The sequence below is a fragment of the Deltaproteobacteria bacterium genome (assembly GCA_005879795.1).
GTDB lineage: Bacteria > Desulfobacterota > Binatia > DP-6 > DP-6 > DP-6.
Genome location: VBKJ01000103.1, coordinates 1 through 24623, shown reverse-complemented (window position 1 = coordinate 24623; position 24623 = coordinate 1). Strand labels below are relative to the sequence as shown.

General features: G+C 71.9%; 25 protein-coding genes and 1 tRNA gene. 13 read left to right on the top strand and 13 right to left on the bottom strand.

What is annotated here, in order from left to right; translation table 11 throughout:
* The first annotated feature begins 134 nt into the window (after positions 1-134).
* The gene (locus tag E6J59_05405; GenBank protein TMB21636.1) at positions 135-1709 is read left to right on the top strand and encodes a hypothetical protein; all 1575 of its coding nucleotides are present in this window, start codon (positions 135-137) and stop codon (positions 1707-1709) included.
* Positions 1710-2621: 912 nt separating this feature from the next.
* Here E6J59_05405 and E6J59_05400 read toward each other — a convergent pair.
* From E6J59_05400 to E6J59_05390, 3 genes are all read right to left on the bottom strand, one after another.
* A tRNA-Ser gene (locus E6J59_05400) sits at positions 2622-2712 on the bottom strand.
* 166 nt (positions 2713-2878) lie between these two features.
* On the bottom strand, positions 2879-3445 hold the full coding sequence (gene tadA, locus E6J59_05395) for a tRNA adenosine(34) deaminase TadA (protein ID TMB21635.1): 567 nt from the start codon (positions 3443-3445) through the stop codon (positions 2879-2881).
* Positions 3417-3680, bottom strand: coding sequence for a hypothetical protein (locus E6J59_05390; protein ID TMB21634.1), 264 nt, complete (start codon positions 3678-3680; stop codon positions 3417-3419). The genes tadA and E6J59_05390 overlap by 29 nt, the downstream gene beginning before the upstream one ends.
* Before the next feature lie 242 nt (positions 3681-3922).
* Between E6J59_05390 and E6J59_05385 the strand changes: the two genes are divergently transcribed.
* The 5 genes from E6J59_05385 to E6J59_05365 all read left to right on the top strand — a co-directional run bounded on the left by E6J59_05385 (position 3923) and on the right by E6J59_05365 (position 8362).
* Complete coding sequence (locus tag E6J59_05385) at positions 3923-5719, top strand: AMIN domain-containing protein (GenBank protein TMB21633.1); 1797 nt, start codon at positions 3923-3925, stop codon at positions 5717-5719.
* 44 nt (positions 5720-5763) lie between these two features.
* Positions 5764-5958, top strand: a complete 195-nt coding sequence (locus E6J59_05380) for a hypothetical protein (GenBank protein ID TMB21632.1) — start codon at positions 5764-5766, stop codon at positions 5956-5958.
* 260 nt (positions 5959-6218) lie between these two features.
* Positions 6219-6407 carry a hypothetical protein gene (locus E6J59_05375; GenBank protein TMB21631.1) on the top strand — a complete coding sequence of 63 codons (189 nt, stop codon included), beginning with the start codon at positions 6219-6221 and terminating at the stop codon, positions 6405-6407.
* 93 nt (positions 6408-6500) lie between these two features.
* Positions 6501-8015 (top strand): aldehyde dehydrogenase family protein, encoded by a 1515-nt coding sequence (locus tag E6J59_05370; protein TMB21630.1) that lies wholly within the window; start codon positions 6501-6503, stop codon positions 8013-8015.
* Positions 8016-8020: 5 nt separating this feature from the next.
* Positions 8021-8362, top strand: a complete 342-nt coding sequence (locus tag E6J59_05365) for a DUF779 domain-containing protein (GenBank protein ID TMB21629.1) — start codon at positions 8021-8023, stop codon at positions 8360-8362.
* A 19-nt stretch (positions 8363-8381) separates the two neighbouring features.
* Here the strand turns inward: E6J59_05365 and E6J59_05360 are convergent, their stop codons facing one another.
* Together E6J59_05360 and E6J59_05355 are read right to left on the bottom strand one after the other, a co-directional pair.
* The gene (locus E6J59_05360) at positions 8382-8870 is read right to left on the bottom strand and encodes a PH domain-containing protein (protein ID TMB21628.1); all 489 of its coding nucleotides are present in this window, start codon (positions 8868-8870) and stop codon (positions 8382-8384) included.
* A 6-nt stretch (positions 8871-8876) separates the two neighbouring features.
* Positions 8877-9701, bottom strand: a complete 825-nt coding sequence (locus tag E6J59_05355) for an amidohydrolase (protein TMB21627.1) — start codon at positions 9699-9701, stop codon at positions 8877-8879.
* Positions 9702-9891: 190 nt separating this feature from the next.
* On the opposite strand from E6J59_05355, the gene E6J59_05350 reads away from it, so the two are divergent.
* Positions 9892-10470, top strand: a complete 579-nt coding sequence (locus E6J59_05350; GenBank protein TMB21626.1) for a hypothetical protein — start codon at positions 9892-9894, stop codon at positions 10468-10470.
* A gap of 6 nt (positions 10471-10476) precedes the next feature.
* Here the strand turns inward: E6J59_05350 and E6J59_05345 are convergent, their stop codons facing one another.
* Both E6J59_05345 and E6J59_05340 read right to left on the bottom strand, forming a co-directional pair.
* Positions 10477-10980 (bottom strand): hypothetical protein, encoded by a 504-nt coding sequence (locus E6J59_05345; GenBank protein TMB21625.1) that lies wholly within the window; start codon positions 10978-10980, stop codon positions 10477-10479.
* Positions 10980-12179, bottom strand: coding sequence for a hypothetical protein (locus E6J59_05340; protein TMB21624.1), 1200 nt, complete (start codon positions 12177-12179; stop codon positions 10980-10982). Before E6J59_05340 ends, E6J59_05345 begins: the two co-directional genes overlap by 1 nt.
* 93 nt (positions 12180-12272) lie before the next feature.
* Here E6J59_05340 and E6J59_05335 point away from each other — a divergent pair, with 93 nt between their 5' ends.
* A complete protein-coding gene (locus tag E6J59_05335; protein TMB21623.1) occupies positions 12273-12482 on the top strand; it encodes a hypothetical protein in 210 nt (69 codons plus the stop codon).
* 54 nt (positions 12483-12536) lie between these two features.
* On the opposite strand, the gene E6J59_05330 is transcribed toward E6J59_05335, so the two are convergent.
* Complete coding sequence (locus E6J59_05330) at positions 12537-13577, bottom strand: 3-deoxy-7-phosphoheptulonate synthase (protein ID TMB21622.1); 1041 nt, start codon at positions 13575-13577, stop codon at positions 12537-12539.
* A gap of 90 nt (positions 13578-13667) precedes the next feature.
* On the opposite strand from E6J59_05330, the gene E6J59_05325 reads away from it, so the two are divergent.
* The 4 genes from E6J59_05325 (at position 13668) to E6J59_05310 (ending at position 17108) form a co-directional block, all read left to right on the top strand.
* Positions 13668-14603 (top strand): ATP-binding cassette domain-containing protein, encoded by a 936-nt coding sequence (locus tag E6J59_05325; protein ID TMB21621.1) that lies wholly within the window; start codon positions 13668-13670, stop codon positions 14601-14603.
* A gap of 9 nt (positions 14604-14612) precedes the next feature.
* Positions 14613-15371: a hypothetical protein gene (locus E6J59_05320; protein ID TMB21620.1), complete on the top strand. Its 759-nt coding sequence runs from the start codon at positions 14613-14615 to the stop codon at positions 15369-15371.
* A 41-nt stretch (positions 15372-15412) separates the two neighbouring features.
* Positions 15413-15694, top strand: a complete 282-nt coding sequence (locus tag E6J59_05315; protein TMB21619.1) for a hypothetical protein — start codon at positions 15413-15415, stop codon at positions 15692-15694.
* A 253-nt stretch (positions 15695-15947) separates the two neighbouring features.
* Positions 15948-17108 (top strand): M20 family metallopeptidase, encoded by a 1161-nt coding sequence (locus E6J59_05310; GenBank protein TMB21618.1) that lies wholly within the window; start codon positions 15948-15950, stop codon positions 17106-17108.
* Between the two features lie 27 nt (positions 17109-17135).
* On the opposite strand, the gene E6J59_05305 is transcribed toward E6J59_05310, so the two are convergent.
* From E6J59_05305 to E6J59_05295, 3 genes are all read right to left on the bottom strand, one after another.
* Positions 17136-18344: an MFS transporter gene (locus E6J59_05305; protein TMB21617.1), complete on the bottom strand. Its 1209-nt coding sequence runs from the start codon at positions 18342-18344 to the stop codon at positions 17136-17138.
* Between the two features lie 77 nt (positions 18345-18421).
* Complete coding sequence (locus E6J59_05300; protein TMB21616.1) at positions 18422-21169, bottom strand: response regulator; 2748 nt, start codon at positions 21167-21169, stop codon at positions 18422-18424.
* Between the two features lie 47 nt (positions 21170-21216).
* Complete coding sequence (locus E6J59_05295) at positions 21217-21735, bottom strand: response regulator (GenBank protein ID TMB21615.1); 519 nt, start codon at positions 21733-21735, stop codon at positions 21217-21219.
* Between the two features lie 308 nt (positions 21736-22043).
* On the opposite strand from E6J59_05295, the gene E6J59_05290 reads away from it, so the two are divergent.
* Positions 22044-22424, top strand: a complete 381-nt coding sequence (locus E6J59_05290) for a response regulator (protein TMB21614.1) — start codon at positions 22044-22046, stop codon at positions 22422-22424.
* Positions 22425-22448: 24 nt separating this feature from the next.
* Here the strand turns inward: E6J59_05290 and E6J59_05285 are convergent, their stop codons facing one another.
* A complete protein-coding gene (locus E6J59_05285) occupies positions 22449-23873 on the bottom strand; it encodes an MFS transporter (protein TMB21613.1) in 1425 nt (474 codons plus the stop codon).
* Positions 23874-23917: 44 nt separating this feature from the next.
* Positions 23918-24229 carry a hypothetical protein gene (locus E6J59_05280; protein ID TMB21612.1) on the bottom strand — a complete coding sequence of 104 codons (312 nt, stop codon included), beginning with the start codon at positions 24227-24229 and terminating at the stop codon, positions 23918-23920.
* Between the last annotated feature and the right edge of the window lie 394 nt (positions 24230-24623).

Sequence of the window (24623 nt, the reverse complement as noted above, 5' to 3'; positions counted from 1 at the left end):
TAGCCCCTCGGGGCGGCATGGACGGCATACCACCCTCGCCACATCCGCCGGGCCGCCATCGGCGGTCGCCGCGGCGACGCGGAGGAGGCGACCATCCCTCCGCCTCGCGTGCGCCGGCCGCGGTCGTCCCCGAGGTGAGCCGCCTCGCCGCCACCACGAGCGGCAGCGATCGGCTGGAGGCGACCGAGGTGGCGGAGATGAGGGAGCATCTGTCCTTCCTGCGCCGCTACAAGGACCTCCTGCGCCTGAGGCTCAATGCCGCTGAGGACCTGCTCGTGAACGGCCAGCGCGAGCCGAGCGAGCGCGGGGTGTGCCATCATCTGCTCGCCAAGGTCGAGCGCGGCGTGATCGAGGCGGCCGTCCAGCGCGAGCCCCTGCGCTCGGACCCGGCAGCGCGTGCGCGCATGCTCGCGGGTGTCATCCGGCTCACCGCGGACGTCGGGGTTCTGCTCGCGTACCTGGAGACGCTGGCGCTGGTCCGGTCACGCGCCGAAGCGGCCGCGGCCTTCGGCGAGGTGGTCCGCCGCATCGACTTCGAGAGCCTGTCGCCCACGCGCCTCGCACGCCTTCTCCAGGTCCTGATCGCGACCTTCGTCGATCACGAGCGCATCCAGGTCCTGTTCAACCTGCTCGCCACCGCACCCTTCCGCCGCGCGTTCGACGCCGCAGCCGCGACCCTGCCGCCCGAGGTGACGGATGCCTTCGCCCCGCTGCGCGCGGTGCATCGCCGGCTCCTCGAAGACCCGGCCGCGCCCGAGGCCCCCACCCTGCTCGCGCGCGGGATGGAGCAGGTCCTGTCCGCGCCGGATCCCGTGCTGCGCGCCTACCCCGAGGGTCTGCGCGCCGGGCTGCTCGAGCTCGCGCTCCGTCCCGAGACGCCGCTTGCGCTCGCCGACCGTGCCGCCGCAGCGCTCCTCGCGACCCTGCCCCGCGCGGGCCGCACCTACCCGCGCCTCGCTCTCCGACGCGCCGCCCAGCTCCTCGAGCGCCATGCGGATGACCGGGCGCGGGTCGTGCTGGACGATCTCCACCGCACGCGGCAGGACGTGGGCGCCGCGGTGCGCTGGCGCGCCGCGCTCGACGCCCGCCGCCTGGGCCGCGTGGCGCTTGCCGGCGAGCTGCCGGCGCGCGGCCGCCTCGCCCCGGCGTTCTGGCTCGATGGGCAGCGCCCGGTCTGGCTCCGCACGGCGGCGACGCCCGAAGCCGAGCGTCTCGCCGCCGAGGCGCGCCAGCAGGCGGCCCTCGCGCTCCCCGCCGTCGCCCCGGTCGTCGAGCACGGAGTCGCGAGCGCCATCCCCTATGTCGCCGTGAGCGGCCCGGGCAGACCGCTCGTCCTCGACGGCGCAACCCCGTTCGAGGTCGCCCGCGGCCTTCTCCTCGCCGCCGCCGCGGCCCGTATCCTGCGCGCGCTGGCACTCGCGGGCGCCGCCCTCCCCGATGCCGCCCCGGAGCGGTTCCTCCACGCCCCTCCGTCGACGCTCGTGCTCGCCGATCTGGACGGGGTCGAGTGGCGCGAGCCGGCCGACGCTGCGGCGCTCCACGCCCCGCTCGCCGTCGTCCTGGCGCTGGCTCTCGTGCCTTCGGCTGGGGTCGGCGCCCTCGCGCCCGAGATCGCCGCGGCTCTCGCGCGCGCGCTCACCGAGCCGCGCGAGCTGGGCGACTTGATCAGCGCGCTCGACGGCGCCGCGCTGCGCGCCGCCCGTGCCTGAGGGCGCGCCGCTCAGCCGAGCGGAGAGTCGGGAATTCGAGCCCCTGTAAAGCCGGAGCGATCGGCGCAACGAAACGGCCGCAACTGCAGCAGTTTACGCAGCCCGCGGTCTCTCTTGCCCACGTCGATCCCTCAGCCTTGCGATCCGCTCCGTAACGGCCGCTTCAATCCGGCCGCGATAGGCTTCTGAGCTCTCCGTCGGCCGGGGCGGCGCGAGCGGGGTCCGGATCGCCTGCCGATGCGCCGAGAGGATCGCGTCGATCACGGTCCCCACCGACAGGCGATCCCCGTTCCGTTGCCGCAACCACGCCTCCGGGCCAAGCGGCAGAAAGGTGCGAATCCGTCGCTGCCGCTCACTGACGCACAGGAGAACCCAGCGCCTCAAATGGCGCACGAGGTAGGCGACGTCGCCCCGCGCTTGCCGGGCGACGACAAGCCCCTGCGCGGCGACGAGGCGGAGGAACATTCGCTCCCGCGCCACGGTCAGATCGATTCCATACCGCTGCGCAGCCTGTTCGACCCGGTGCGCCCGAGCATGGTCGAGGGAGCATCTCATCGCGGGTCTGCTAGCTAGACTCCTACCCAGCGGGCGGTGACGGAGCGAGTTACGTCCCGCGCCACGAACCGCACGCGACAGTCTCCTAACGCCGGAAGCCGAAGCGCGTCAAGGTGCGATCAGACGGACCGCTACTCAACGAACCTACTGCGCGCCATGTACGTGCACGCCAAGACCACCGACAATCGCCTGACCCTCGTGGCACATCCCGGCTTATCCACACCTGGGGATAACACACGGTTGTCGCGCGGAGGTCGAGCGTGCGCAGCGGCTCTTCCAGCTGCGCCAGGATTCTCGCTTCAAGACGATACGCTGGTCATGCCGGCGTTCAGGGTGTAGCGAAGGATCTGCAATCTCTAGCGGAGAGGGGGGGATTCGAACCCCCGGAGCCACGAGGGCTCACACGATTTCGAGTCGTGCCGTTTCAACCGGGCTCACGCACCTCTCCGGCGCGGCCCTGCCTAGGAGGCCGTGGGGGTTAACCATGGTGAGCGAGGTGAACGAGCCGCGGAGCGAGCACGCCGTTCGCAGCCCCAGGATCTCTCGCCGCAGCCGCCATGGTGTTCCCGACAGCCTCCTAGCACAGCCGCGGCGCGGGGGCCATGCGCGCGTCGCTACGTCGAGGGCACGCGACGCGTCCGGAAGAACTCCCGCAACAGGGCACGGCAGCCGTCCTCGGCCACGCCGGCCGTGACTGCGATGCGGTGGTTGAGGCGCTGGTCGCTCGCGAGGTCGAAGAGGGAGCCCGCGGCGCCACCCTTCGGGTCTGCGCAGCCATAGACCAGGCGCGCCACACGGGCGTGGAGCGCCGCGCCCATGCACATCACGCACGGCTCCAGGGTGACGTACAGGGTCGTCTCCAAGAGACGGTAGTTTCGGGCCGCGTGTGCGGCCGCGCGCAGCGCCCGCACCTCCGCGTGCGCCGTCGGATCGTGCACGGCCACGCTCGCGTTACCCGCGCGCGCGAGCAGCCGATCGCCCAGCACCACCACCGCCCCGATCGGGACCTCGCCGCGCGCGCCCGCCGCGGCGGCTTCGCGGATCGCCTCCTCCATCCAGCGGCGATCGGCGTCGAGGTGCGGATCCGTCGGGGGCTCGTGTACGAACGACGGGTGGCGATCGGGCCTCCGATCGCCACCCACGCGGATCGTCCTACTTGGGCTTGTCCTTGGTGGCCGCATCGCCCGCGGGCTTCGCCGCGTCCTTCGCGCCACCCGCTGCGCCCTCGCTCGCGGCCTGCTCCTGACACTTCTTCACGTCCGCCTCGTCGATCACCATCGTCTGAGCGACATCCGACACCGATCGTCCGGTCCCCAGGTATTTGTTCACCTGCTTGCAGTTCACCGTCCCGGCGAACCCGGGACCCGCCGTCCCCAGCAACAGCCCTACACCGATCACAAGCGTGCCGAGCTTCATGCGTGAGCCTCCTTGCGCTTGCGCGCAGCCATTGGATGCAGATCGTGCCGCCTGCGTAATACCGGGCGGTTGTATAGCAACGGCCCTCCGGCAAGGAAAGTTACGCGGGCCCGGTTCGTCTCGTCCTCACCCTCGCCCCGCGGGGGTGCTGTCCGAGGGAGAGCACCCCCGCTGCCGCCCCGCTGCCGCCCCGCTGCCGCCCCGCTGGACACCGGCTGCGCACCCGGCGTACATCTGAAAGGATGCGCCTGCGGGTGTTGGTGATGGTGATGCTGGCGGTGGCGGAGCCCACACTGGCCGCCACGCCCAGGCTAGAACGGATCGACGTGGTGGGGGACCGGGCCCCTGCTGTGCGGCTCCACCTGTCGGCGGCCGTGTCGGCCACGGCGCACCGCCTTCCCGCCCAAGGCGGCGCCCCCGCGCGCATCTACATCGACCTGAGGGGCGCAGCGCTTGACGGCGGGCTGCTCCACGTGACCCCGGGCGCCGGGCCCGTGCTGCGCGTCCGCGCCGCGCAGTTCGGCCCGACCACGGCACGCGTCGTCGTCGAGCTCGAGCGCGCCGTGCCCTTCTCGCTCCGCCAGGAGGGCGAGACGATCACGCTCGAGCCCCAAGCGCCCGCGCCGACGGTGGCGGCGACCGAGCCGCCTGCCCCGCCCGCGCCCCCGGCTCCGCCGCTGCCCGCCGAGGGACCCTCGGCACCCACGGCCCCCGAGGCGGCGAACCCTCCGGCGGACGCCGCCCCTTACCTCGACTCCACGCCCCGCTCCGTGTCCTTCTCGCTCCGCCAGGCGGACTCGACGATCATGCTCGAGCCCCAGGCGCCCGCGCCGACCGTGGCGGCGACCGAGCCGCCTGCCCCGTCCGCGCCCCCGGCTTCGCCGCTGCCCACCGAGGGACCCTCGGCACCGGAGACGACGAACCCGCCGGCGGACGCGCCTCACCTCGACGCCGCGCTCCCCTCCGTGCCCCTGGCGCTCCGTCAGGGGGACCCGACGATCATGCTCGAGCCCCAGGCGCCCGCGCCGACCGTGGCGGCGACCGAGGCGCCTGCCCCCTCCGCGCCCCCTCCCTCCGAGGCGCCCTCGGCGCCCCCGGCGACGAACCCGCCGGCGGACGCCGCGCCTCACCTCGAGGCCGCGTCCCCCTCCGCGCGCCTGGCGCTCCGTCAGGGGGACGCGACGATCATGCTCGAGCCCCAGGCGCCCGCGCCCAGGGTGGCGACGACGGAGGCACCCGCCCCGTCCGCGCCCCCGGCTCCGCCGCTGCCCTCCGAGGGACCCTCGGCGCCCGAGGCGCCGCCGCTGCCCTCCGACGCACCCTCGGCACTCGCGACCCCCGAAGCGACGAACCCGCCGGCAGACGGCACATCCCAGCCGCCGACGTCGCCACGGCGCCCCCAGTCACCGGGCTCGCAGGTCAAGCCGCGGAAGGCCACCCGTCCTCTGGTGGTGCATCCGCCCCTCATCGTCCTCGACGCCGGGCACGGCGGGCGCGACCCGGGCGCCGCAGGCATCGGCGGCGTGCTCGAGAAGGACATCGTGCTCGAGGTGACGCAGATGGTCGCGAGCCGGCTAGCAACGCGCCTTCCCGTCGACGTGCTGCTGACACGCACCGGCGACTCCTTCGTCCCGATCGAGCGGCGCATTGCAATGCCGGGCGACGGGGCCACGCTCTTCATCTCGCTGCACGCGAACGCGTGCAGCGACCCGAGCGCACAGGGGCTCGAGGTGTTCTACGGCGGCGGCGGGGTGCGGACCGCCAGCACCCCCGGTGGCAGCTGGCGTGCCGCCCTGCTCGGCCGCTGCCTCGACCACGCCCTGCAGAGCCGGGTCGGCGGCGTGCGCGGCGAAGCGCGGCCCGGGTCCTTCGGGATCCTCGTGCGCAACCCAGCCCCCAGCGCGCTCATCGAAATCGGTTACCTGACGCACCCGGGCGAGGCCGCCCGTACCCAGGACCGGCGCTACCACGAGCTGCTGGCCGACGCGGTGGTGGAGGGTGTGGCGGCCTTCCTGCACGCCTCCGCCCCACCACTCTGATCCGTCATTGACACTGGCTCGGCTGGCGAGCAACCTAAACCGAGATGAGACTCGTTGCTCAGCACGACGAGGAGCTGGTGCAGCTCGCGACGCGCATTCCGCGCCGCATCGCCCGCCGGCTCAAAGAGTTCTGCGTGCGGAACGACGTCCGCATGCAGAGCTTCGTGCGCAGGGCTCTCGCCGAGAAGCTCGCCCGAGCGCGCAGCAGCAAGCGCGGCGTCCAGCGCTCGCGAGCCTGAGCCGGAACCCGGGCGGGCGCACTCACCCCGTCTACCAGCGCGTACCCACGTACGTACGCAGGGCTCCGTCTCTCCCAATGCGCCGCCTCCCGGCTGGAGGTGAGCACGCCGCGCTCCTGACGCAGCGTGCCAACCACGCCCGCATTGGCGAGGGACCGAGACATGCAGCAATTCCTGGCATCTGCACACTTGCATAGCGTTCTCTGGAAGGATAGCTATGCACGTACCGAGTCCGTCGCGACCGGTGAAGGCGAGGAAAGATGGCGAGCGAAGGCGAGGTCTGGGTTCAGCTGGCGACGCGTATACCGAAGCAGCTACATCGGGAGCTCAAACTCTACTGCGTCAAGTCCGACGTTTCGGTGATGGACTTCGTGGTGAGCGCGCTGCAGGACAAGCTGGCGCGCGACGCTCGCGGCAGCCGTGAGCGCCGGCGCGCTCGCGCCTCCTGAGCCCTCTCCCGCGGCCACGCCGAGGGGCCACGCCACCGGATTGACCCCCGGCGCGGGTCCCACTAAGTAGGGCGCTCGGAAGGAGGCCTGGCGATGGCAGGCACCGCTCAGCCCCTCGGCGCCGAGAACGGCGCGCGCCGGTATCAGCTGTTCATCAACGGCAAGTTCGTCGACAGCCGGTCCGGCAAACGTTTCGAGAGCATCAGCCCGCACGACCGCTCCGTGGTCGCGGTCGTCGCCGAGGGTGACAAGGCGGACATCGACGCCGCCGTCGCTGCCGCGCGCGCCGCCTACGAGGGCACGTGGTCCGGCACGCCCGCCGGTGAGCGTGCCCGCCTCCTCAACAAGATCGCCGATCTGCTCGAGGCGAGCGCTCCCGAGCTCGGTCGTCTCGAGACGCTCGACATGGGCATGCCGATCCTCATGACCGGCGGCATGGGCGCGCTCGCCGCGGAGGTCTTCCGCTACTGGGCCGGCATGGCGACCAAGCTGCACGGGCTCACCAGCCCGGCGCTCCGTCCCGGCGACTTCCTCGGCTACACGCTGCGCGAGCCGCTCGGCGTGGTGGGCGGCATCACGCCCTGGAACGCGCCCCTCCTCATGGCGACCTGGAAGACGGCGCCCGCGCTTGCCTGCGGCAACACGGTGGTCCTGAAGCCCGCCGAGCACACGCCGATGACCAGCCTCGAGCTGGCCCGCCTGGCCGCCGAGGCCGGGCTGCCCGAGGGCGTACTCAACGTGGTGCCCGGGTTCGGGCCGACGGCGGGCGCCGCCCTCGCCTCGCACCCCGCGGTCGACAAGATCGCCTTCACTGGCGAGTACGTGACCGGCCGACTGATCGTGCAGATGTCGGCCAGCAACTTGAAAACCGTCACGCTCGAGCTGGGCGGGAAATCGCCCCACATCATCTTCGACGACGTGGACTTGGAGACGGCGGTCACCAACGCCCTCTTCGGAATCTACCTGAACACGGGCCAGATCTGCTCGGCCGGGACCCGCATCCTGGTCCAGGACACCATGTACGAGCGCTTCGTCGAGCGCTTCGTCGAGCGCTCGCAGCAGATCAAGGTCGGTGACCCGCTCGACTTCGCGACCCGCATGGGACCGCTCGTCTCCGAGGAGCAGCAGCGCAAGGTCCAGCGCTACGTCGAGATCGGCAAGAAGGAGGGCGCGCACCTCCGCTGCGGCGGCGGGCCGCCCACGGATCCCGCCCTCGCCAAGGGCTTCTACTTCGAGCCCACGGTCTTCACCGAGGTCGACAACAAGATGCAGATCGCCCAGGAGGAGATCTTCGGGCCGGTGGCGAGCATCCTCAAGTTCCACGACGAGGACGACGCGGTCCGCATCGGCAACGACGTCATCTACGGGCTCGCCGCGGGCGTGCAGACGAAGGACCTGAAGCGCGCGCACCGCCTCGCCAAGCGCCTGCAGGCCGGCACCGTGTGGATCAACACCTGGCACATGATCGAGGCCAACTCGCCCTTCGGCGGCTACAAGCTCTCGGGCTACGGGCGCGAGAACGGGAACGCCATGGTGGAGCACCTCACCCGGCTGAAGCAGGTGTGGGTCGACCTGAACGACTTCACCATGGACTTCTTCGGCATGTGAGCCGCATGCCCGCCTGCGCCGGCTTGACCCCGCGGGCGCATCGTCTCCTCGAGCGGGTGCGCGGCGCCGCCGACTCCGCCGAGGATCCGCTCGCGTTCATGATCAGCGGGGGCTGCTGCGGGGGCACCAACCCCGTGCTCTGCCGCCGCTCGAACGTCATCGAGGGCTTCGACGTGCCACTGGGCGAGGCCGGCGGCATCGCGGTCTATGCCCATCCCGACCACGCGCGCTACCTGGCCTCGGACCACTTCGTCATCGACGCCATCGACAACGCGCGCGGCGACACGTTCTCGCTCGAGATCCCGTACGGCGGCCGCTTCGTGCTGCGCGAGATCGGCACCGCCTGAGCCGCGGGCGTTCGTCTCGCTAGCGCGTGCGGGCGACGCGTGAGCCCGGCGCCTGGCGGACCACCGCCTCGCGCACCGCCTGTGGGCGCGCGACGCGCGCGAACGCCTCGTCGGCCCCCTCCGTGCCCACGATCCGGAGCGTGCCGTAGCCGAGCAGGCGGCCCCCGATCGTCGGCTCCACCTCGATCCGCGCCTGGGCAAGGGGCAGCTCCAGCGTGTGCACCGAGAGCAGACCCATCTTGACGAGCACGCGCCGGTCGGTGACCGCGAACTCGGAGGTCTGCCAGCGCACGTAGGGCGGCAGCAGGGAGCCGAGCGCGACCAGCACGCCCGCGAGCCAGAGCAGCGCCACGGTCCGGGCGGCGAGCTCGTTGCGGCTCACGATGAGCGCGACCACCCCCAGCACGAAAGCCGCGAACGCCACCGTGCCCGCGAAGATCACCGGATGGAGACGCGTGCGGAGGACGACACGCTCGCCCGGAGCGAGGTGCTTGTCGATGTGGCCCATGTCGATTCAGTCCCAGCGGAAGAGCGCGAGCGCGTTCTCGCGCAGGTACCTGGCGAGCACGCCCTCACGCAGGGGCAGCGCGACCGCCTCGGTGAGGCAGCGCTCGAAGGAGAGGAACGGATGGTCGGAGGCGAAAAGGACCTTGTGCGCGCCGCGCGTGTTCATGAAGTGGATCAGCTCCTGAGGCAGGTACTTCGGCGCGTAGGCCGAGGTCATCATGTAGAGGTTCGGGTACTTGAGCAGGAGGCGGATCGCCTCACCCCACCACGGGTCGGCGCCGTGCGCCATGATGAGCTTGAGCTCCGGGTAGAAGAGGCACACTTCGTCCAGGTGGAGCGGCCGTTGCGGCTCCGCGGGCATCGGCGGGCCCGGGATACCGGTGTTGACCGAGATCGGCAGGTCGAGCTCGATGCACTTCGCGTAGAGCGGATAGTAGACCTTGTCGTTCGGCGGTCGATTCACGAGGAACGGCACCACGCGCGCGAGCCGGAGGCCGTGTCTGGCGACCAGTCGCTCGAGCAGGCGGAGCGCTTCCATGCCGGCCATCGGGTCGATCGTCGTCGAGCAGATGAACCGCCCCGGGAAGGCCCGCGCGAGCTCGGCGATCGGCGCGGGATCGTGGGGGTTCATGGTGATGATCGCGCGCTCGACGCCGGCGGCGTCCATCTGGCGCAGGAGCTCTTCGATCGGCGTCGGGGTGAAGGCCTCCTTCTCGCGGTGGAAGTAGTCGCGGGCGACGCGGACCAGGAACTCGGGGGGCTGCTCGGCGAGCCCGGTGGTCGGATTGAGCCAGCAGTCGATCGCCTTCGGCCGCTCGGGAGCGTCCGACATTCGCGGACCGTAGCACAGCGGGCACGGCGGCCCCAGCCCGAGCCCCCCGAACCGGGTACCCGCGCACAGGGTGCCCGCGCCCTCGACAGGGGTCCCCGCGCCCGTGTCCCCGCGCCCGTTGACCGCGAGCGGACGGCAGTGTTAGGCGGGGGCCGACGACCACCCATTTCTCCGCAAGGAGGACGCGATCATGCGGATCACGCGCTGCACCCTCCTCGCCTTTTCGCTGCTCCTCGTGACCTGCAGCGAGGGCGGCGTCGACTGGAACGCGCCGGAGAACCTGGTCTTGCGCGAGAAGAGCGCCAAGGTGAACGAGGGCGTCCAGCTCGAGTACTGGTCGCTGGTGGACGCGGGCTGCCAGGCCGTCTACGACGCCCTCGTCGACATCGAGCACTACCCCGACTTCATTCCCGGTGTGGACCGGGCGAATCTCCTCAACGTGACCCCGACCTCAAAGACCGCCCAGATCGCGCAGCGGGTCATCGGCCGGCAGTCCAACGCCAAGGTCGAGTGGACCTTCCACCCCGAGAAGCACGAGATCGACTTCAAGACGCTCAACAGCGATCTCAACTACAACGACGGCCACTACGAGCTGGAGCCGTCGCCCGACGGCAAACGCTGCCTTGTGCGCAGCAAGTTCCTGGTGAAGGAGGGCCAGGGGATGGCGCAGTCGGTGCCGATCGGCGTCCTGGCCGCGGGCACCAAGGAGGCCTTTCTGGCCGCCGCCCAGGGCGTGAAGAAGCGCGCCGCCGGCGGCACGTCGGGCTGAGCGCGGCTACGGCGCGGCCTGGCTGCCGATGGTGGCCAGCCGTCTCCCGTCGGGGTCGAGGACGGTGACCACGCCGCCCTCGACCACGGTGCCGCGGGGCACGTCGGGCGTCTCGTAGACGACCATCGCCTTCCCCCGCTCCACCATGAAGGGCATGCGGACGTCGGGGAGCGCGCCCGGCGGGAACGTGCCGATGCCCGGCACGGTGACCTGTCCGGTGGCGAGCACGACCGTGAACTGGACCCCGCTCGCCAGGTTGCCGGCCGCGTCGCGCACGCCCTTCAGCTCGAGGATGAACGCGGTCTTCCGGCTCCGCAGGAAGCGGGAGACCGGCGTCTTCAGCACCGCGCTCCCGAACGTGAAGCTCGAGTCGTGCCGCGGCGGGAAGCAGGTCTGCGGCCCCGTGCAGCTCTGGAACGAGGGCACGAGGAAATTCCGGTTGAACCCGGCGGCGGCGGGGGCCGCGAGCAGAGCGACCAGCAGGGCGGCGGCGAGCCAGGAGGTCCGCATCACGAGTACGGGTCGCAGGCCTGCTCGGGTGGCACACCCGGCAGCGGGTCGAAGAGGGCGCCGGGCAGGATGCACATGTCGTCGTCGGAGAGCGGTCCGAAGACGAGGTTCGCCTCGACGCAGCGACCGGTCCCGTAGCCGACGCAGTTGACGCCGTCGAGGCCGCAGGGCCGGGCATGGGTCTCGAGCGGGGAGAGGCCAAGCGCCTCGCCCGCCACCCACGATATCCCGGGCACCACAGCCGCCTGCGCCTCGCATCCCATCTTCACCGGCTCGTAGGCCGAGCCGTTAGCATGCGTGCACGAGTAGCGGAAGCGTGGATGGCCGTTCGCCGCGGTGTAGGCACGCAGGAGGAAGCCGCGACCGTAGTAGACGACGCCGGGGTGCACGTAGTCGGTCGCGCGCAGCAGCGGGTGCGGGTCCTTCCCGTCCTCCTCGTAGTCGAGGGCGAAGAGCGTGCCGCGCTTGTGCATGTGGCCGGTGAGGTAGAGGACGCACACGTCCCCGGCAGGGTTGAAGCCGCCTTCGGTGACCTCGTCGGGCGCCCCATCCGCCTGCCAGGTCGCGCTCACGGTGCGGGTGTCGCCGGGGGGCACCATGATGTAGCGGCTCGCATCGGCCGCGGTCAGCATGCGGAGAGCGCGCTTGCTCGGGTCCGCGGGCGCGAGTCGGAGGGTGAGCTTCACGAGGCCTCGCGCCGCCTTGCGGCTGTTGTTGAAGTAGTGCGAGTTGAGCACGATGACGGCCTCGTCCGGGGCGTCGGCGGAGTTCGGCAGCGGCTGCACCAGCGCCGGCGGCACGCCGCCGCTCGTGATCGCCCAGCGGCCGTGCACGTATTCGCCGCCCGACCCGGCCAGGAAGACGCGGCTCTTGAAGAAGTCGGCGGGCCCGAATCCGTTGCAGCCCGGATCGTCCACCAGCTTGCTCGGGAACGCGGCGCTGTCCCTGCCCTGGTAGGCGTAGGCGACGAAGTGGTGCGTCCCCACGTCACGAGCGGTGCGCGAGCGCGTCTCGTAGGCGACCACGTCGAGGCCGCGGGCGTGGGGAATGCGCACCGCCTGGCACACCTCGCGGTCGCGGCGCGCCTCGATGCGGAACGGCCCGACCTTGAGATGCACGACCCGCTCCCTGGCGCCCGCCGGAACGGCCGCCGCCGTGAGCGTGAGCGCGAGGACGAGGATGGTCCACGCTCGCTCCATACCCGGCACGTCTCCCCGCCGCGACCATGCCCGACCAACCCCCGCGACGTCAAGCCGTTCTCGCCACTTTGTCGATGTGGCAGACTCGGTCCCATGCGCGTCGACGTGAGCTGCAGGAAGTGCGGGCAGCGCCGCCGCCTCGAGCTGGGCGACCCCGGCGACACGCCGGTCGACGAGTTCATCCATCGCGTGAAGGAGCGGCTCGCACATCAGCCGAGCTTCGAATGCTTCGGCGGGCACCTGGAGCTGGCCGCGCCCGTGCCGCGCTTCTGGGAGATCGACTGGACGAGCTGCGGACCCTGACCGGAGGGCTTTTAGGTGCTGCGTGGTCGGATCGTGCTGCAGCAATAGCGCCGCTCAGCGCAGCGCGGCCGCGGCGTCGGCGAGGGACTCCTCCGTCGTCGGCCAGTCGATGCACGCGTCGGTGATCGACACCCCGTAGCGGAGCCCGGCGCGCCCGCCGGCGAGCTTCTGGTTCCCGGCTTCGAGATTGCTCTCCAGCATGAAGCCCAGGATGGAGCGGTTGCCGGCGCGGATCTGCGCCATCAGGTCGGCCAGGACGCGCGGCTGGCGCGTGAAGTCCTTGGCCGTCTGCGCGTGGCTGCAGTCGACCAGGATGCGCGCGGGCAGACCGGCCGCAGCGAGCAGCGCCTCGCAGCGTCGGATGCTCTCGGCGTCGTAGTTGGGCGTGCGCCCGCCGCGCAGCACGATGTGCCCGTCGGGGTTCCCCTCGGTGTGGATGACGGAGGCCACGCCGTCCTGGTCGATGCCGAGAAAGGTGTGGGGATGACGGGCCGACTCGAGCGCGTTGATGGCAGCCTGCGGGTTGCCGTCGGTCGTGTTCTTGAAGCCGACCGGCATCGAGAGACCGCTCGCCATCTCGCGATGCGTCTGGCTCTCGGTGGTGCGCGCGCCGATCGCCGTCCACGAGATCAGGTCGGCCAGGTACTGCGGCGTGATCGGGTCGAGCAGCTCGGTGCCGGCGGGGACGCCGAGCCGCGCCAGGTCGAGGAGCAGCTTGCGCGCCAGGCGCAGCCCGGTCTGCATGTCGTGCGTGCCGTTCAGGTGCGGGTCGTTGACGAGCCCCTTCCAGCCGATGGTCGTGCGCGGTTTCTCGAAGTAGACGCGCATGACGACGAAGAGCTTGTCCGCCAGCCGCGCGGCGAGCGCGCCGAGGCGCCGGGCGTAGTCGAGCGCCGCCGCCGGATCGTGGATCGAGCACGGGCCGACGACGGCGAGCAGACGATCGTCCCTGCCGGCGATGATGTCGCGAATCGTCGCCCGAGCGCCCACCACCACCTCGTAGAGCGCATCCGAGCCCGGGAACTCGCGCTTGATCGCGCGCGGGGCGACCAGGGGCTCGGTCTTGACGACGTGGAGGTTCTGGGTGCGGAGCATCGCGTCCGAGTCTCCGGGCGCCCGAGCCCGGGGTCAAGCGCCGCGCCGCCGGCGGGTTGCGCGACGTCCCCGGCCTCCTAAGATGCCGCCGTGGACGGGACCCCGCCGATCGTCGACGCGCGCGGGCTGTGCAAGGACTATGGCGCCCGCCGGGTCGTGAGCGACGTCTCCTTGGCGCTCGCGCGAGGCGAGTGCCTGGGCCTCCTCGGCCCGAACGGGGCCGGCAAGACGACCACGATCCGGATGGTCACCTGCTTCACCGCGCCGAGCGCCGGCGCCCTGGCCGTCCTCGGGCTGCCCGCCTCGCCGGCCAACCACGCGGCCATCAAGGCAGGGCTCGGCATCGTACAGCAGGACGATTGTCTCGATCCCGACCTGAGTGTCGAGCAGAACCTGATCGTCTATGCGAGCTACTTCGGCATCGCGCGGCGCGCGGCCGCCACGCGCGCCACCGCGCTCATGCGCTTCGCCGAGCTGGCCGAGCACCGTGGCGCGCGCATCCGCACGCTCTCGGGGGGCATGAAGCGCCGCCTCATGCTGGCGCGGGCGCTGCTCAACGACCCGCGCCTCCTCGTCCTCGACGAGCCGACCACCGGCCTCGATCCGCAGGCGCGACGGATGGTCTGGGAGCGCATCCGCACGCTCAAGCGCCAGGGCACGACCATCCTCCTCACCACGCACTACATGGAGGAGGCGGCACAGCTCTGCGACCGGCTCATCATCATGGACCACGGCCGCATCGTCGCCGAGGGCACGCCGGCGGAGCTGGTCGCGGCGCAGGTGGGCTCCGATGTCGTCGAGGTCTACCTCTCGGGCGTCGAGGCCGAGGACGCGCGCACCGTGGCGCGCCTCGGCGCGGGCCCGTGGCGCAGGGAGCGCGTCGGCCAGGTGTTCTACCTCTATCTCCGCGACGGCGAGGCCGGGCCACACCTCTTCGGCGCGCTCGACGGCCTCGACTTCGCGCGCCGGCGCGCCACCCTCGAGGATGTGTTCCTGACCCTGACGGGGCACGCGCTCCGGGACTGAGGCGAGAGCATGCCCACGCTGCGCGCCCTCCGCGTCTGGCGGCGGAACCTCGAATCCTGGAAGCGCTACGCGCCCTCGTTCTTCGTGGCCGCCCTCGGCGAGCCGATCTTCTATCTTCTCGCCATCGGCTACGGGCTCGGCCGCTACGTCGCCCGCATCGACGGGCTGCCCTACGCGGCCTTCCTCGCCCCCGGGATGGTCGCCTTCACGGCCATGAACAGCGCCACCTTCGAGACCACCTTCGGCTCCTTCACCCGCATGACCGAGCAGAACACCTACGCCGCCATCCTGGCCACGCCCTGCTCGGTTGCCGACATCGTGGCCGGCGACATCCTGTGGGCGGCCTCGAAGAGCGCCCTCTCGGTGTGCTTCGTGCTGCTGCTCACCGCGCTCTGCGGCCTGGTCGCGAGCCCGCTGGCCCTGGCCCTCGTGCCGGTCGGGTTCCTGGTCGGGCTCATGTTCGGCGGCCTCGGCATGATGGTCACCGCGCGCGCCCCCTCGTACGACTTCTTCAACTACTACTTCACGCTCGGCATCTCGGTGATGTTCCTCTTCTCGGGGGTGTTCTTCCCGCTCGACAGCCTGCCGGTGTGGGCCCGCTCGTTCGCGTGGCTCCTGCCGCTCACCCACGCGGTGAACGTGTGCCGGGCGCTCGCGAGCGGCAGCGTCGCGCTCGGTGTCGCCGCCGACCTCGCCTGGATGGTGATCGCGACCGGCGCGGCCTTCGTCGTCGCCCAGCGCTGGGTCACGCGGCGCGTGCTCCCCTGATCGCTTGACACCGAGGGAGCGCGTGGCGCACCCTGCCCGGCATGCGGACCGGGCGGCACGCGGGTGCACTGATTCTCTCCGGCGGCTGGCTTCTCCTCTTCAACCCGGAGGCGCACCGTCCCGACACCCCTCTCGGCCGCTGGAAGAAGCTCCGCGACTACGACACGAGCTACCTCTGCGAGCAGGCGCGCAGCAAGTCGGTCGCCGACCTGCTGCGTGACGAGCGCGAGCGCCGCGACGGCCCGCGCCTCGGGCCTGCCGAGGCCGAGCTTCGCTATCGTTGCGAGCGCGCCGAGCGTTTCGAGGCGGTGAAGCCGCGCTGATGCCCGGCCCGCGACCCGCTGCAGGCCCGCGCGCGCCGCACGCCCTGGCGCAGCCGCCGTGCCTGGCGAAGGCGCTCCCGGCCCTCGCGCTCGACCGCGACCAGCCGCCGCTCCAGCTCGACGACCGCCGCCGCCACCCTCTTAGCTAACCGAGCGTTTGAATACCATGGTAGGCGGACGAAGGCGAAATGGGGCCTCGGCCCCGCCCTTGACGGCGGGCACCCCCTTCCGGCAACTGGAGTCGGAGGTCGCCATGGATGCCAGGGCCGCCGTCCGCGAGCGGGTCGCCGCGCACCGGGACCGCTTGGTCGCGCTGAGCCACCGCATCCACGCCCATCCCGAGCTCGCCTTCGAGGAGGAGCGCGCGTCCGCCTGGTGCGCCGAGGCCCTCGACGCCACCGGCTTCACCGTCGAGCGCGGCGTCTGCGACCTGCCGACGGCGTTCGTGGCGCGCGCCGGCGCGGGGCCGCTCCACCTGGCGCTGTGCGCCGAGTACGACTGCCTCCCCGGCATCGGCCACGCCTGCGGGCACAACCTCATCGCCGCCATGGCCGTCGGGGCGGGCATCGCCGCCGCGCGCGTCGCCGACGACGTCGGCCTCACGGTGAGCGTCGTCGGCACCCCGGCCGAGGAGCGCGGCGGCGGCAAGATCCTGCTCCTCGAGCGCGGCGCCTTCGCGGGCGTGCACGCGGCCATGATGGTGCATCCGGCGCCGGTCGACGTGGTCGAGCCGGCGACGCTGGCATGGTGGGAGTTCGAGGTGCGCTACACGGGCAAGTCGGCGCACGCGTCCGCCTTCCCGGAGCTCGGCATCAACGCCGCCGATGCGCTCACCGTGGCACAGACGGCAATCGGCCTCCTGCGCCAGCACATCCGCCAGGGCGACCGCATCCACGGCATCGTGACCGACGGCGGCGACGCCCCGAACGTCGTGCCAGCGCACACGGCCGCGGACTACATCGTGCGGGCCCGCACGCTCGCCGAGCTGGACGACATCCGCGCCAAGGTGCTGCACTGCTTCGAGGCCGGCGCCCTCGCCACCGGCGCCACGCTGGAGGTGAAGCCGAGCGGCGAGCCCTACGCCGAGGTCCGCTGCGACGCGGCGCTCGCCGCCGTCTACCGCCGCAACGCCGAAGCCGTCGGACGCTCCTTCCCCGACCTGGGCGTGCTCATCGAGCGCGCCGCCGCCTCGACCGACATGGGGAACGTGTCGCACGCCCTCCCGAGCATCCACCCCATGATCGGCATCGCCTCGCTGCCGGCGGTGAACCACCAGCCCGAGTTCACCGCCCACTGCGTGACGGCGCCGGCGGATCGAGCGGTGGCCGACGGGGCGCTCGCGCTCGCGTGGACGGCGGTCGACGTGGCGTGCGACCCGGCGCTCGCCGCCCGGCTGCAGGCGCGCGGCCGCTGAAGGGCTACGGCCTTTCGACGAGCCCGCTCATGGCTCCGCCGGCGGACGGAGAGTGCGGAACTGCACCAGGAGGAGGACGTCGTAGAGCGCCTTCAGCGCGCCGCCCAGCACGAGAGGCCAGCCAAACGAGGAGCGGTCGAGGAGGATGCCCGTGAAGAGCGGCGGGATCGCGGCGGCCAGGCTGCGGGGCACGTTGGTAACGCTCGAGGCCGCCATGCGCTCCTCGGGCGGCACCAGGGACATGACGTACGCCTGCCTGGCGGGCACGTCCATCTGCGACATCGAGGCGCGCAGGAGGAGGAAGGCGACCGCAAGGGGCGCACTCGGCACCACGCCGGCCGCCAGCAGGAAGAGGTTGGCAGGCAGGTGGGTGTAGACCATCGTGCGCACGTGCCCGATGCGCGCCGCGAGCTTCGCGGAGAGGAACTGCGAGAGCGCGCCCACCATCCCCGCGCCGAAGAAGATCGCGCCCGCACTCGCCACCGAGAGCTGGAAGCGGCGGTAGAGCCAGAGCACGAGCAGCGACTGCACGACGAAGCCGCCGCCGAAGGCGTCGAGGCTGAAGAGCGTGGCCAGGCGGAGCACGACGCGGCGCGAGCGCGCGAGCGGCGCCTGCCCCGTCCGCACCGCGCGCTCGACGGACGGGGAGAGCCGCTGGTAGATCAGCGCGACCACGGCGGCCACGGCCGCGTAGAAGACGAAGCCGCCGCGCTCCGCCGCGAGCGGATCGACGCCCGCCAGTCGGGCGACCACGTCGGGTACGCCGCCCGCGAGCGCGCCGAGCCCACCCGCGAGCGTGCCGGCAACGTTGTACCAGGCGAACACGGCGGTGCGCTCGCTGCCGCCCACGGTCTCCGCGAGCACCGCCTGCTCGACCGGCAGGAAGACGCTCACGTCCCCCGCGGTGGGGTTGAGCGTGCCGACCACCGCGACCGCGAGGAGCGGCCAGAACGCGCGCAGGCCGGCGAAGCCGAGCCCGGTGGCGAGCATCAGGAGCGCGGCGAAGAGGAGCACGCGGCGGCGCTCGAGCGCCTGACCGGCCAGACCGACGGTCGTCGTGAGCGCGGCCGAGCCGAGGAGCGTCCCGGTCACGATCGCGCCGACCTGGAGGGGCGTGAAGCCGAGCCGGGTGAGGTAGCCGGCGAGCAGCACGCTCACCAGCCCGTCCGCGAACCCGCGCAGCGCACGCGTCACGAGGAGGTGCCGGGCGTCCGGGGGGAGCAGCGGCGGGAGAATAGCAGCCGCCCGGCGCCAGCGTCGAGGAGAGTCGACGCCCGGTAATGGTCGCCGAACTAGCCCAGCAGCCGGCGCCGCTATCCGGACGACGAGACGGGGGCGGTGCGGGGAACGGGGCGCGTCCTCGCGCGGTCCCCGGCCTCCGCCCGCAGCCGCTGGGCCGCGCGCCCGAGGTTCGCCACCACGGCCGTCAGCTCGGTCGGGTCCACCGGCTTGGGCACGTGGGCCCGGAACCCGGCAGACAAGAGCCGGATGCGGTCCTCTCTGCTCGCGTAGGCCGTGAGCGCCACGGCGAGAATCTCCGCTTGCTCACCCTGCTGAGCGCGGATGCTGGCGAGCAGGTCGTAGCCATCCTCGTTGGGCATCGCGATGTCCGTCACCAGCACATCGGGCCTCCATTCCGCCAGCGTCTCGATCGCCCGTCGCGCCGACCCGGCGAGCCGAACCTCGGCGCCACAGGACGAGAGCAGCGCGCCAACGACGTCGTTGTTGTCGGGCTCGTCATCGACGACCAGCACGCGCACGCCGTCGAGCGGGGCGAGCTCGGGCGGGCAGGCCGGCGCGCCGGAGCCCGGGGGCCGGCGCTCCAGCTCGCGCCCCGCCTGCGCCACGGGGAGAGGGAGCCTCACGGTAAAGACCGCTCCGCCGCCCTCGCCGGGGCTCTCCGCGCGCACCGTCCCCCCGTGCAGCTCCACGATGTGCCGCACGATGGCGAGACCCAGCCCGAGCCCGCCATGAGCGCGCGTCGATGTGCTGTCGGCCTGCTCGAAGCGCTGGAAGATCTGGGGCAGGAAGTCTGGCGGGATTCCCTGACCGGTGTCGCTCACCCTGATCTCGACGCGCCCGTCGACCCCCGCCAGCTGCACCTCGACGTGCCCGCCCGTCGGCGTGAACTTCACCGCGTTGGACGCCAGGTTCCAGACCACCTGCTTGAGACGCTCGGCATCTCCTGCGACTGCCCCGGCCTCGGAGTCGAGCAGCGCCCGCAGCGTGAGCCCCTTCGCCTCGGCCGCCGGCCGGACGACCTCCACGGCCGCCTGGACCACGGGAGCCAGTTGGACGGGTCGCACGTCCAGCCTGAGCTTCCCCGTGATGATGCGGGAGACATCGAGCAGGTCCTCGATGAGCTTCGCCTGGGACCGCGCGCACCGCTCGATGACCTCGAGCGCCCGCCGTGTCTTCTCCTCGCCGAGGTTCCCCTGGCGGAGCATCCGGGCCCAGGCGAGGATCGGCGAAAGCGGTGTTCTCAACTCGTGCGAGACGGTGGCCAGGAACGCGTCCTTGGCGCGGCTGGCCGCCTCGGCTGCGGCGCGTGCGCGGCCCTCGGCCTCGTAGTGACGCGCGTTGTCGGCAGCGAGAGCGGCACGGTGCGCGAGCTCCTCCGCGACGGCCAGGTCGGTCCGAGCGAAGCGGCGATCCGGGTCCGCGGACCCGAAGGCGATCGCTCCCAGCGTCTCACCGCGCGCGATCAGCGGCACGACCATGTACGAGGCGACACCGAGAGCGCGGAGCAGCCGCAGATGCTCCTCGTCCTGAGCCACCGCCTCGAGCAGCGAGTCGGGAATCTCGCTCACGAGCTCCGAGGCCCCGGTGCGGATCACGCGCCCCGGCCCGTAGGGCGCATTCAGGCTGGCCGGGTAGCGCTTCTCTACTTCCCACGCGAACTCCACCTTCGAGGGGTCCACGTGCCCGACGGCCAGCTGCCGGATCGTCCCTGCGGGGTCGAGGACGCTCACGGCGCACCAGTCGGCCACCCGTGGCACGGCCAGGTCGGGGACGCTCTTCAGGGTGGAGTTGCAATCGAGCGAGGCGCCGAGCGCGGCGCTCGCCTGGGCGAGGAAGGCGGCACGCCGCTCCGCCGCCTCGGCCTGGGCGCGCGCGCTCTGCTCCCGGTCGAGCTGGGCACGCTCGTCCTCGACCCGTTCCAGCGCCCGGGCGTTCCACGCGATCAGGGCGGCGAAGAAGACCAGCGTCGCCACCACCATGAGCGCTACGCCCGCCGCGGTGTCATAGAATCCCGCGCGTTCGCCCTCCAGGCACAGCCAGCCGAGCAACGACGGGACGCCGACGGCGGCAGGGAGGACCCGGCGGGCCATGTAGCCCCCGGCGCTGTCGCAGGTGAAGATCGCCATCACCCCGCTCCGGGGCCGGCTGGCCAATGTGCCGAGACAGAGCAGAGTGAACGCGAGCGCCGTGTGTGCGCCGACGTGCGTGAACCGGTACGAGGGGACGGCGTAGAGCGCGACGCCGTAGGCGTGGCCGAGCAGGGCCTCCCACGAGATCAGGGCCGCGGTGAGGGTCAGGCACTGGCTCGACCGCAGCCATCGCTCGCTCCCCTGAGCGATGAGCAGGAGCGCGACGCCGACCAGGAGGAAGCTCCCCGCCTCGGCGGGCGCCATCCTCCCCGGCAGCGTGGTGGCGACGGCGCGGGGGGCGTCACGTACCAGCAGCTGATCGATGTGCAGGTTCCAGCCGAGCAGATGCTCGCTGAGCGTGATGATGCCGACCACCGCCACGGCCAGGGCGCATCGCTGGGCGGCGAGGCGCGGCCCCGGCGTGTCGCGCCCGGCCCGCTCCCGCCAGAGCGAGGCACCCGCCAGGACAAAGCACAGGGCGGCGTTGGCCTTCATCACGCCGAACCCCGGGAAGACGCTCTCGACGGCTCCGACGCCGAGCACCCAGCCGAGGAGGACGAGGCTGCCCACGGCGACGACGAAGGTGCTCGCCCCGCGCGAGAAGGCGTCCAGCCGCGCGATGAGCGTCGGATCGAACTCGCGCGGGCGAGGCGTCAGCCCGATCCCCGCTCGTGACCCAGCATCGGACACGTCCGCTCCGCGCGCAGCGCCGTCTAGCGAAGCCGCTGCGGCCTCCGTCAGGCCGACGGAGCCCGGCCGGCGAGGTGCGCCACGAGCGTAACGAGCTCCGGAGGGTCGAACGGCTTCGCGAGGTAGACCTGGAAGCCGGCCAGGAGCGCCCGGGTGCGGTCCGCGGGCGTCGCGTACGCCGTCAGCGCCGCGGCGGGAGTTCTCCCTCCCCGCTCCGGACCGAGCGTCCGGATGCAGCGAATCAGCTGATGCCCGTCCATGGCCCGCATCGCGATGTCGCTCACGATGACGTCGGGTCGCGCGCTGCGGAGCGACTCGAGCGCCCCGGCTGCACCTGCGGCGGTGACGACCTCGGCACCGCAGCTCTCGAGCACTGCCGCGACCGCCTCCCGCGCGTCCTGGTCGTCATCGACCACCAACACATGCACGCCGTCGAGCAAGGGAAGGCGTGCGAACTCCTCCTGCTGCCCGCGCGTCCGGGTGGGCTTCGCGAGCCGTGGGTTCAACATGGGTCGCTCCCTTCCTCCGGTCACCGCGTTGCCAGCCGCGCCCGCCGATGCGGACATGGGCCGCGGCCCGGATCAACGTGGAGTTCGCAGGGGGTGTCTGCAGGCACCGTGCCGAGGGAGGGCGCGCGCGAAGGGCTGTGGAAGGTACAGCCCGTGGGCTCGTGCCCTCACCACAATCCGGAGGCTGTTCTCACCCCTCCACGTGAGAAGGAGCAGCCGCTTGCCTTGCCGCTTGCCGGTATGGCGCGCGTCGAGCGGGAGCTACAAACTTGTCGGGGGACCGGCCACGTCGTTCGTTGCTGAACCGATCGTCGGCGGGAAGGCGGCCCTTGAGGGATCGACGACGTGAGCCGAAACAGCTCTGGATGACTGCCGAGCGGCCCGCGGCTCCCGTCCTGGTCGTCGAGGACAACGTCGAGGTGCGCCAGGCACTCGTCGCTCTTCTCGAAGCCGAGGGCTACCGCGTGGCGGAGGCGGGGGACGGCGTGTCGGCACTCAGGCTGCTGCGCCAGGGTGACGTGCACCCGTGTCTGATCGTGCTCGACCTGATGATGCCCCGGATGAGCGGCTGGGATTTCCGGGCGGCGCAAAGCAGCGACCGTGAGCTCGCGTCCATTCCCGTCGTGGTCCTGTCCGCCGATCCTCTCGCATCTCAGGCGTCGCGCCTCGGCGCAGCTGCCGTCCTGCCCAAGCCGGCAGACCCCGAGCGATTCCTCGAGCTGATCGGGCGCCTCTGCACGCGGTAGTCGGGCGGAGGCCGGTCGGAGCGTTCATTCGTAGTTGCTCTTCGGCACGCCTCCGACCGCGGACAGGGGCGCCGCGATGTCCTCCAGGGGCATCCGCTCGGCCTTCACGCCGATCAGCGCCTCGACGACGCCGGCCTGAACCATGATGACCGCGGCGAAGAGGTAGCCGTAGAAGAGGCGCGTGGGGTCCGGGTGCTGCTGGTCGCCGATCAGGTGACCGAAGATCCACGGACCCGCCGCCCCGCAGACCTGCGCGATCGCGAAGAACAACGCGATGGCCTGCGCCCGGATCTCCAGCGGGAAGATCTCGCTGCAGGTCAGGTAGGCCGAGCTCGCCGCCGCCGAAGCGATGAAGAAAATGCCCGACCAGAGCGCGGTCTGCGTCGCGGCGTCGAGCGCGCCGACCTGGAACAGGTAGCCCGAGAGGGCGAGCAGCAGGCCGGAGCTGGCGTAGGTGCCGGCGATCATCTGCCTGCGGCCGATCGTATCGAAGAGCCGTCCGAGGGCGAGCGGACCGAGCAGGTTGCCCGCCGCGAACGCGAAGAAGAACTTCGGCACCGCCGGAGCCGGCACCCCGTAGAAATGGGTGAGGACGAGGCCGTAGGTGAAGAAGATCGCGTTGTAGAGGACGGACTGGCTCGTCATGAGGGTCAGGCTGAGCACCGAGCGCGCGGGATATCTCCCGAAGAGCACCTTGGCCAGCGCGACGTAGGCCAGCGGGCGCTGCGTCCGCACCTCGAGGGCCTGGCGCTCGTCGACGGGCGTCAGCCGGTGGCCCGATGCCTCGACCTGACGCTCGATCTCCGCCACCGTGCGCTCGGCCTCCTCGGCGTATCCGTGCGTGAGCAGCCAGCGCGGACTCTCGGGCAGCGCGCCTCGCAGCCTCCAGATCAGGCCGCCGATCACCGGGCCCAGGAAGAAGCCGATGCGCCAGCCGAGGTCGAGCGGGAGGATCCTCGGGTCGAGCAGGACGTACTCCCCGAGCGCGCCGATGATGGCGCCGAGCCAGTACGTCCCGTTGATGGCCAGGTCGGTGTGCCCGCGGTATTTCGCGGGGATGAGCTCGTCGATGGCGGAGTTGATCGCGGCGTACTCACCACCGATGCCCGCGCCCGCGAAGAAGCGGAAGAACACGAACGTCACGTAGGTGAACGCGAGCGCGGTCAAACCGTTCGCCACGAGATAGAGGCCCAGGGTGGCGATGAAGAGCTTGCGGCGGCCGAGCCGATCCGACAGGTAGCCGAAGAACAGCGCTCCCGCAACCTCCCCGACGAGGTAGACGGAGGCAGACCTGCCCACGTCGACACTGCTCAGGTGGAGCGAGTGCTGGCTCTGCAGCACGGGCCCGACCAGGCTCGCGATCGTGATCTCGAGGCCGTCGAGCACCCACGCCGTGCCGAGCGCAACCACCAACCTGGTGTGGAACCGGGCCCAGGGGAGTCGGTCCATGCGCGCGGGCACCGAGCTCCTGACGACGCCGGACGGAGCCTCACTCACGGGAGATCCGCACGGCGCCCCCGCGGTACCGGGCTATGGCTGGTGCCCCGCGCTGGTCGCGCCGCCGCCCGGCTGACGGCGCTGCTCGGAAGCGGAGTGCGCGGGCACCGCTCGCCGCGCCGCTCCCCCGACATGGGGTGATGGTACCACCAGGATGGGGCGGCCGAGGCGCTTGGAGCCCTTCTCCTCGCCGCCGCCCGGCTGCCCGCCGGTTCCCGCCGGGGCGGTCTGGCCCTCCTCCGTCCGGGGGGCCTGCAGCACCGGCCGGCCGAGGCGCGACGGCGCGGGTGGCGAGGGCGGCTCGGCACCGCCAGCCGACGCGAGGAGCAGAACGGCGAGGACGACGAGCCCCTCCCGCAGCTCCATCTCAAGCCACGCGGAGCTCCCGCTTCGGCACGTCGCGGAGGAGCACGTCCTCGGGCCCCTCGCTCGGCTCGTGACGCAGCAGCCGCTCGAGGCCCTCGCGCACCTCCTTGCGGGTCATGAGCACGCCGTAGGTCTGCAGGATCTGCCGGATCATCTCGTAGTGTGCCTCGATCGCCTGCGTCACCGAGAGATAGCCGTGCGCCCCCGCGCTGCGCCCCGCCCACAGATTGAGCGGCGCCATCTTGAAGAAGGCGAGATCGGTCTCGCCCGGCTCGAGCAGGATGATGTCGCCCTGGAAGTTCGGATCGTCCTGGTACTGCTGGATGCCGAGCTGCA

Bases quoted from the DNA above. Each gene is read 5' to 3' on its own strand.
- E6J59_05320 (TMB21620.1), top strand. From the start codon at position 14,613: ATGCCCACGCTGCGCGCCCTCCGCGTCTGGCGGCGGAACCTCGAATCC.
- tadA (TMB21635.1), bottom strand. From the start codon at position 3,445: ATGCGGCCACCAAGGACAAGCCCAAGTAGGACGATCCGCGTGGGTGGC.
- E6J59_05310 (TMB21618.1), top strand. From the start codon at position 15,948: ATGGATGCCAGGGCCGCCGTCCGCGAGCGGGTCGCCGCGCACCGGGAC.
- E6J59_05360 (TMB21628.1), bottom strand. From the start codon at position 8,870: ATGGGCCACATCGACAAGCACCTCGCTCCGGGCGAGCGTGTCGTCCTC.
- E6J59_05330 (TMB21622.1), bottom strand. From the start codon at position 13,577: ATGCTCCGCACCCAGAACCTCCACGTCGTCAAGACCGAGCCCCTGGTC.
- E6J59_05375 (TMB21631.1), top strand. From the start codon at position 6,219: ATGGCGAGCGAAGGCGAGGTCTGGGTTCAGCTGGCGACGCGTATACCG.
- E6J59_05285 (TMB21613.1), bottom strand. From the start codon at position 23,873: ATGGACCGACTCCCCTGGGCCCGGTTCCACACCAGGTTGGTGGTTGCG.
- E6J59_05340 (TMB21624.1), bottom strand. From the start codon at position 12,179: ATGGAGCGAGCGTGGACCATCCTCGTCCTCGCGCTCACGCTCACGGCG.
- E6J59_05315 (TMB21619.1), top strand. From the start codon at position 15,413: ATGCGGACCGGGCGGCACGCGGGTGCACTGATTCTCTCCGGCGGCTGG.
- E6J59_05295 (TMB21615.1), bottom strand. From the start codon at position 21,735: ATGTCCGCATCGGCGGGCGCGGCTGGCAACGCGGTGACCGGAGGAAGG.
- E6J59_05390 (TMB21634.1), bottom strand. From the start codon at position 3,680: ATGAAGCTCGGCACGCTTGTGATCGGTGTAGGGCTGTTGCTGGGGACG.
- E6J59_05355 (TMB21627.1), bottom strand. From the start codon at position 9,701: ATGTCGGACGCTCCCGAGCGGCCGAAGGCGATCGACTGCTGGCTCAAT.
- E6J59_05290 (TMB21614.1), top strand. From the start codon at position 22,044: ATGACTGCCGAGCGGCCCGCGGCTCCCGTCCTGGTCGTCGAGGACAAC.
- E6J59_05335 (TMB21623.1), top strand. From the start codon at position 12,273: ATGCGCGTCGACGTGAGCTGCAGGAAGTGCGGGCAGCGCCGCCGCCTC.
- E6J59_05350 (TMB21626.1), top strand. From the start codon at position 9,892: ATGCGGATCACGCGCTGCACCCTCCTCGCCTTTTCGCTGCTCCTCGTG.
- E6J59_05385 (TMB21633.1), top strand. From the start codon at position 3,923: ATGCGCCTGCGGGTGTTGGTGATGGTGATGCTGGCGGTGGCGGAGCCC.
- E6J59_05345 (TMB21625.1), bottom strand. From the start codon at position 10,980: ATGCGGACCTCCTGGCTCGCCGCCGCCCTGCTGGTCGCTCTGCTCGCG.
- E6J59_05365 (TMB21629.1), top strand. From the start codon at position 8,021: ATGCCCGCCTGCGCCGGCTTGACCCCGCGGGCGCATCGTCTCCTCGAG.
- E6J59_05380 (TMB21632.1), top strand. From the start codon at position 5,764: ATGAGACTCGTTGCTCAGCACGACGAGGAGCTGGTGCAGCTCGCGACG.
- E6J59_05370 (TMB21630.1), top strand. From the start codon at position 6,501: ATGGCAGGCACCGCTCAGCCCCTCGGCGCCGAGAACGGCGCGCGCCGG.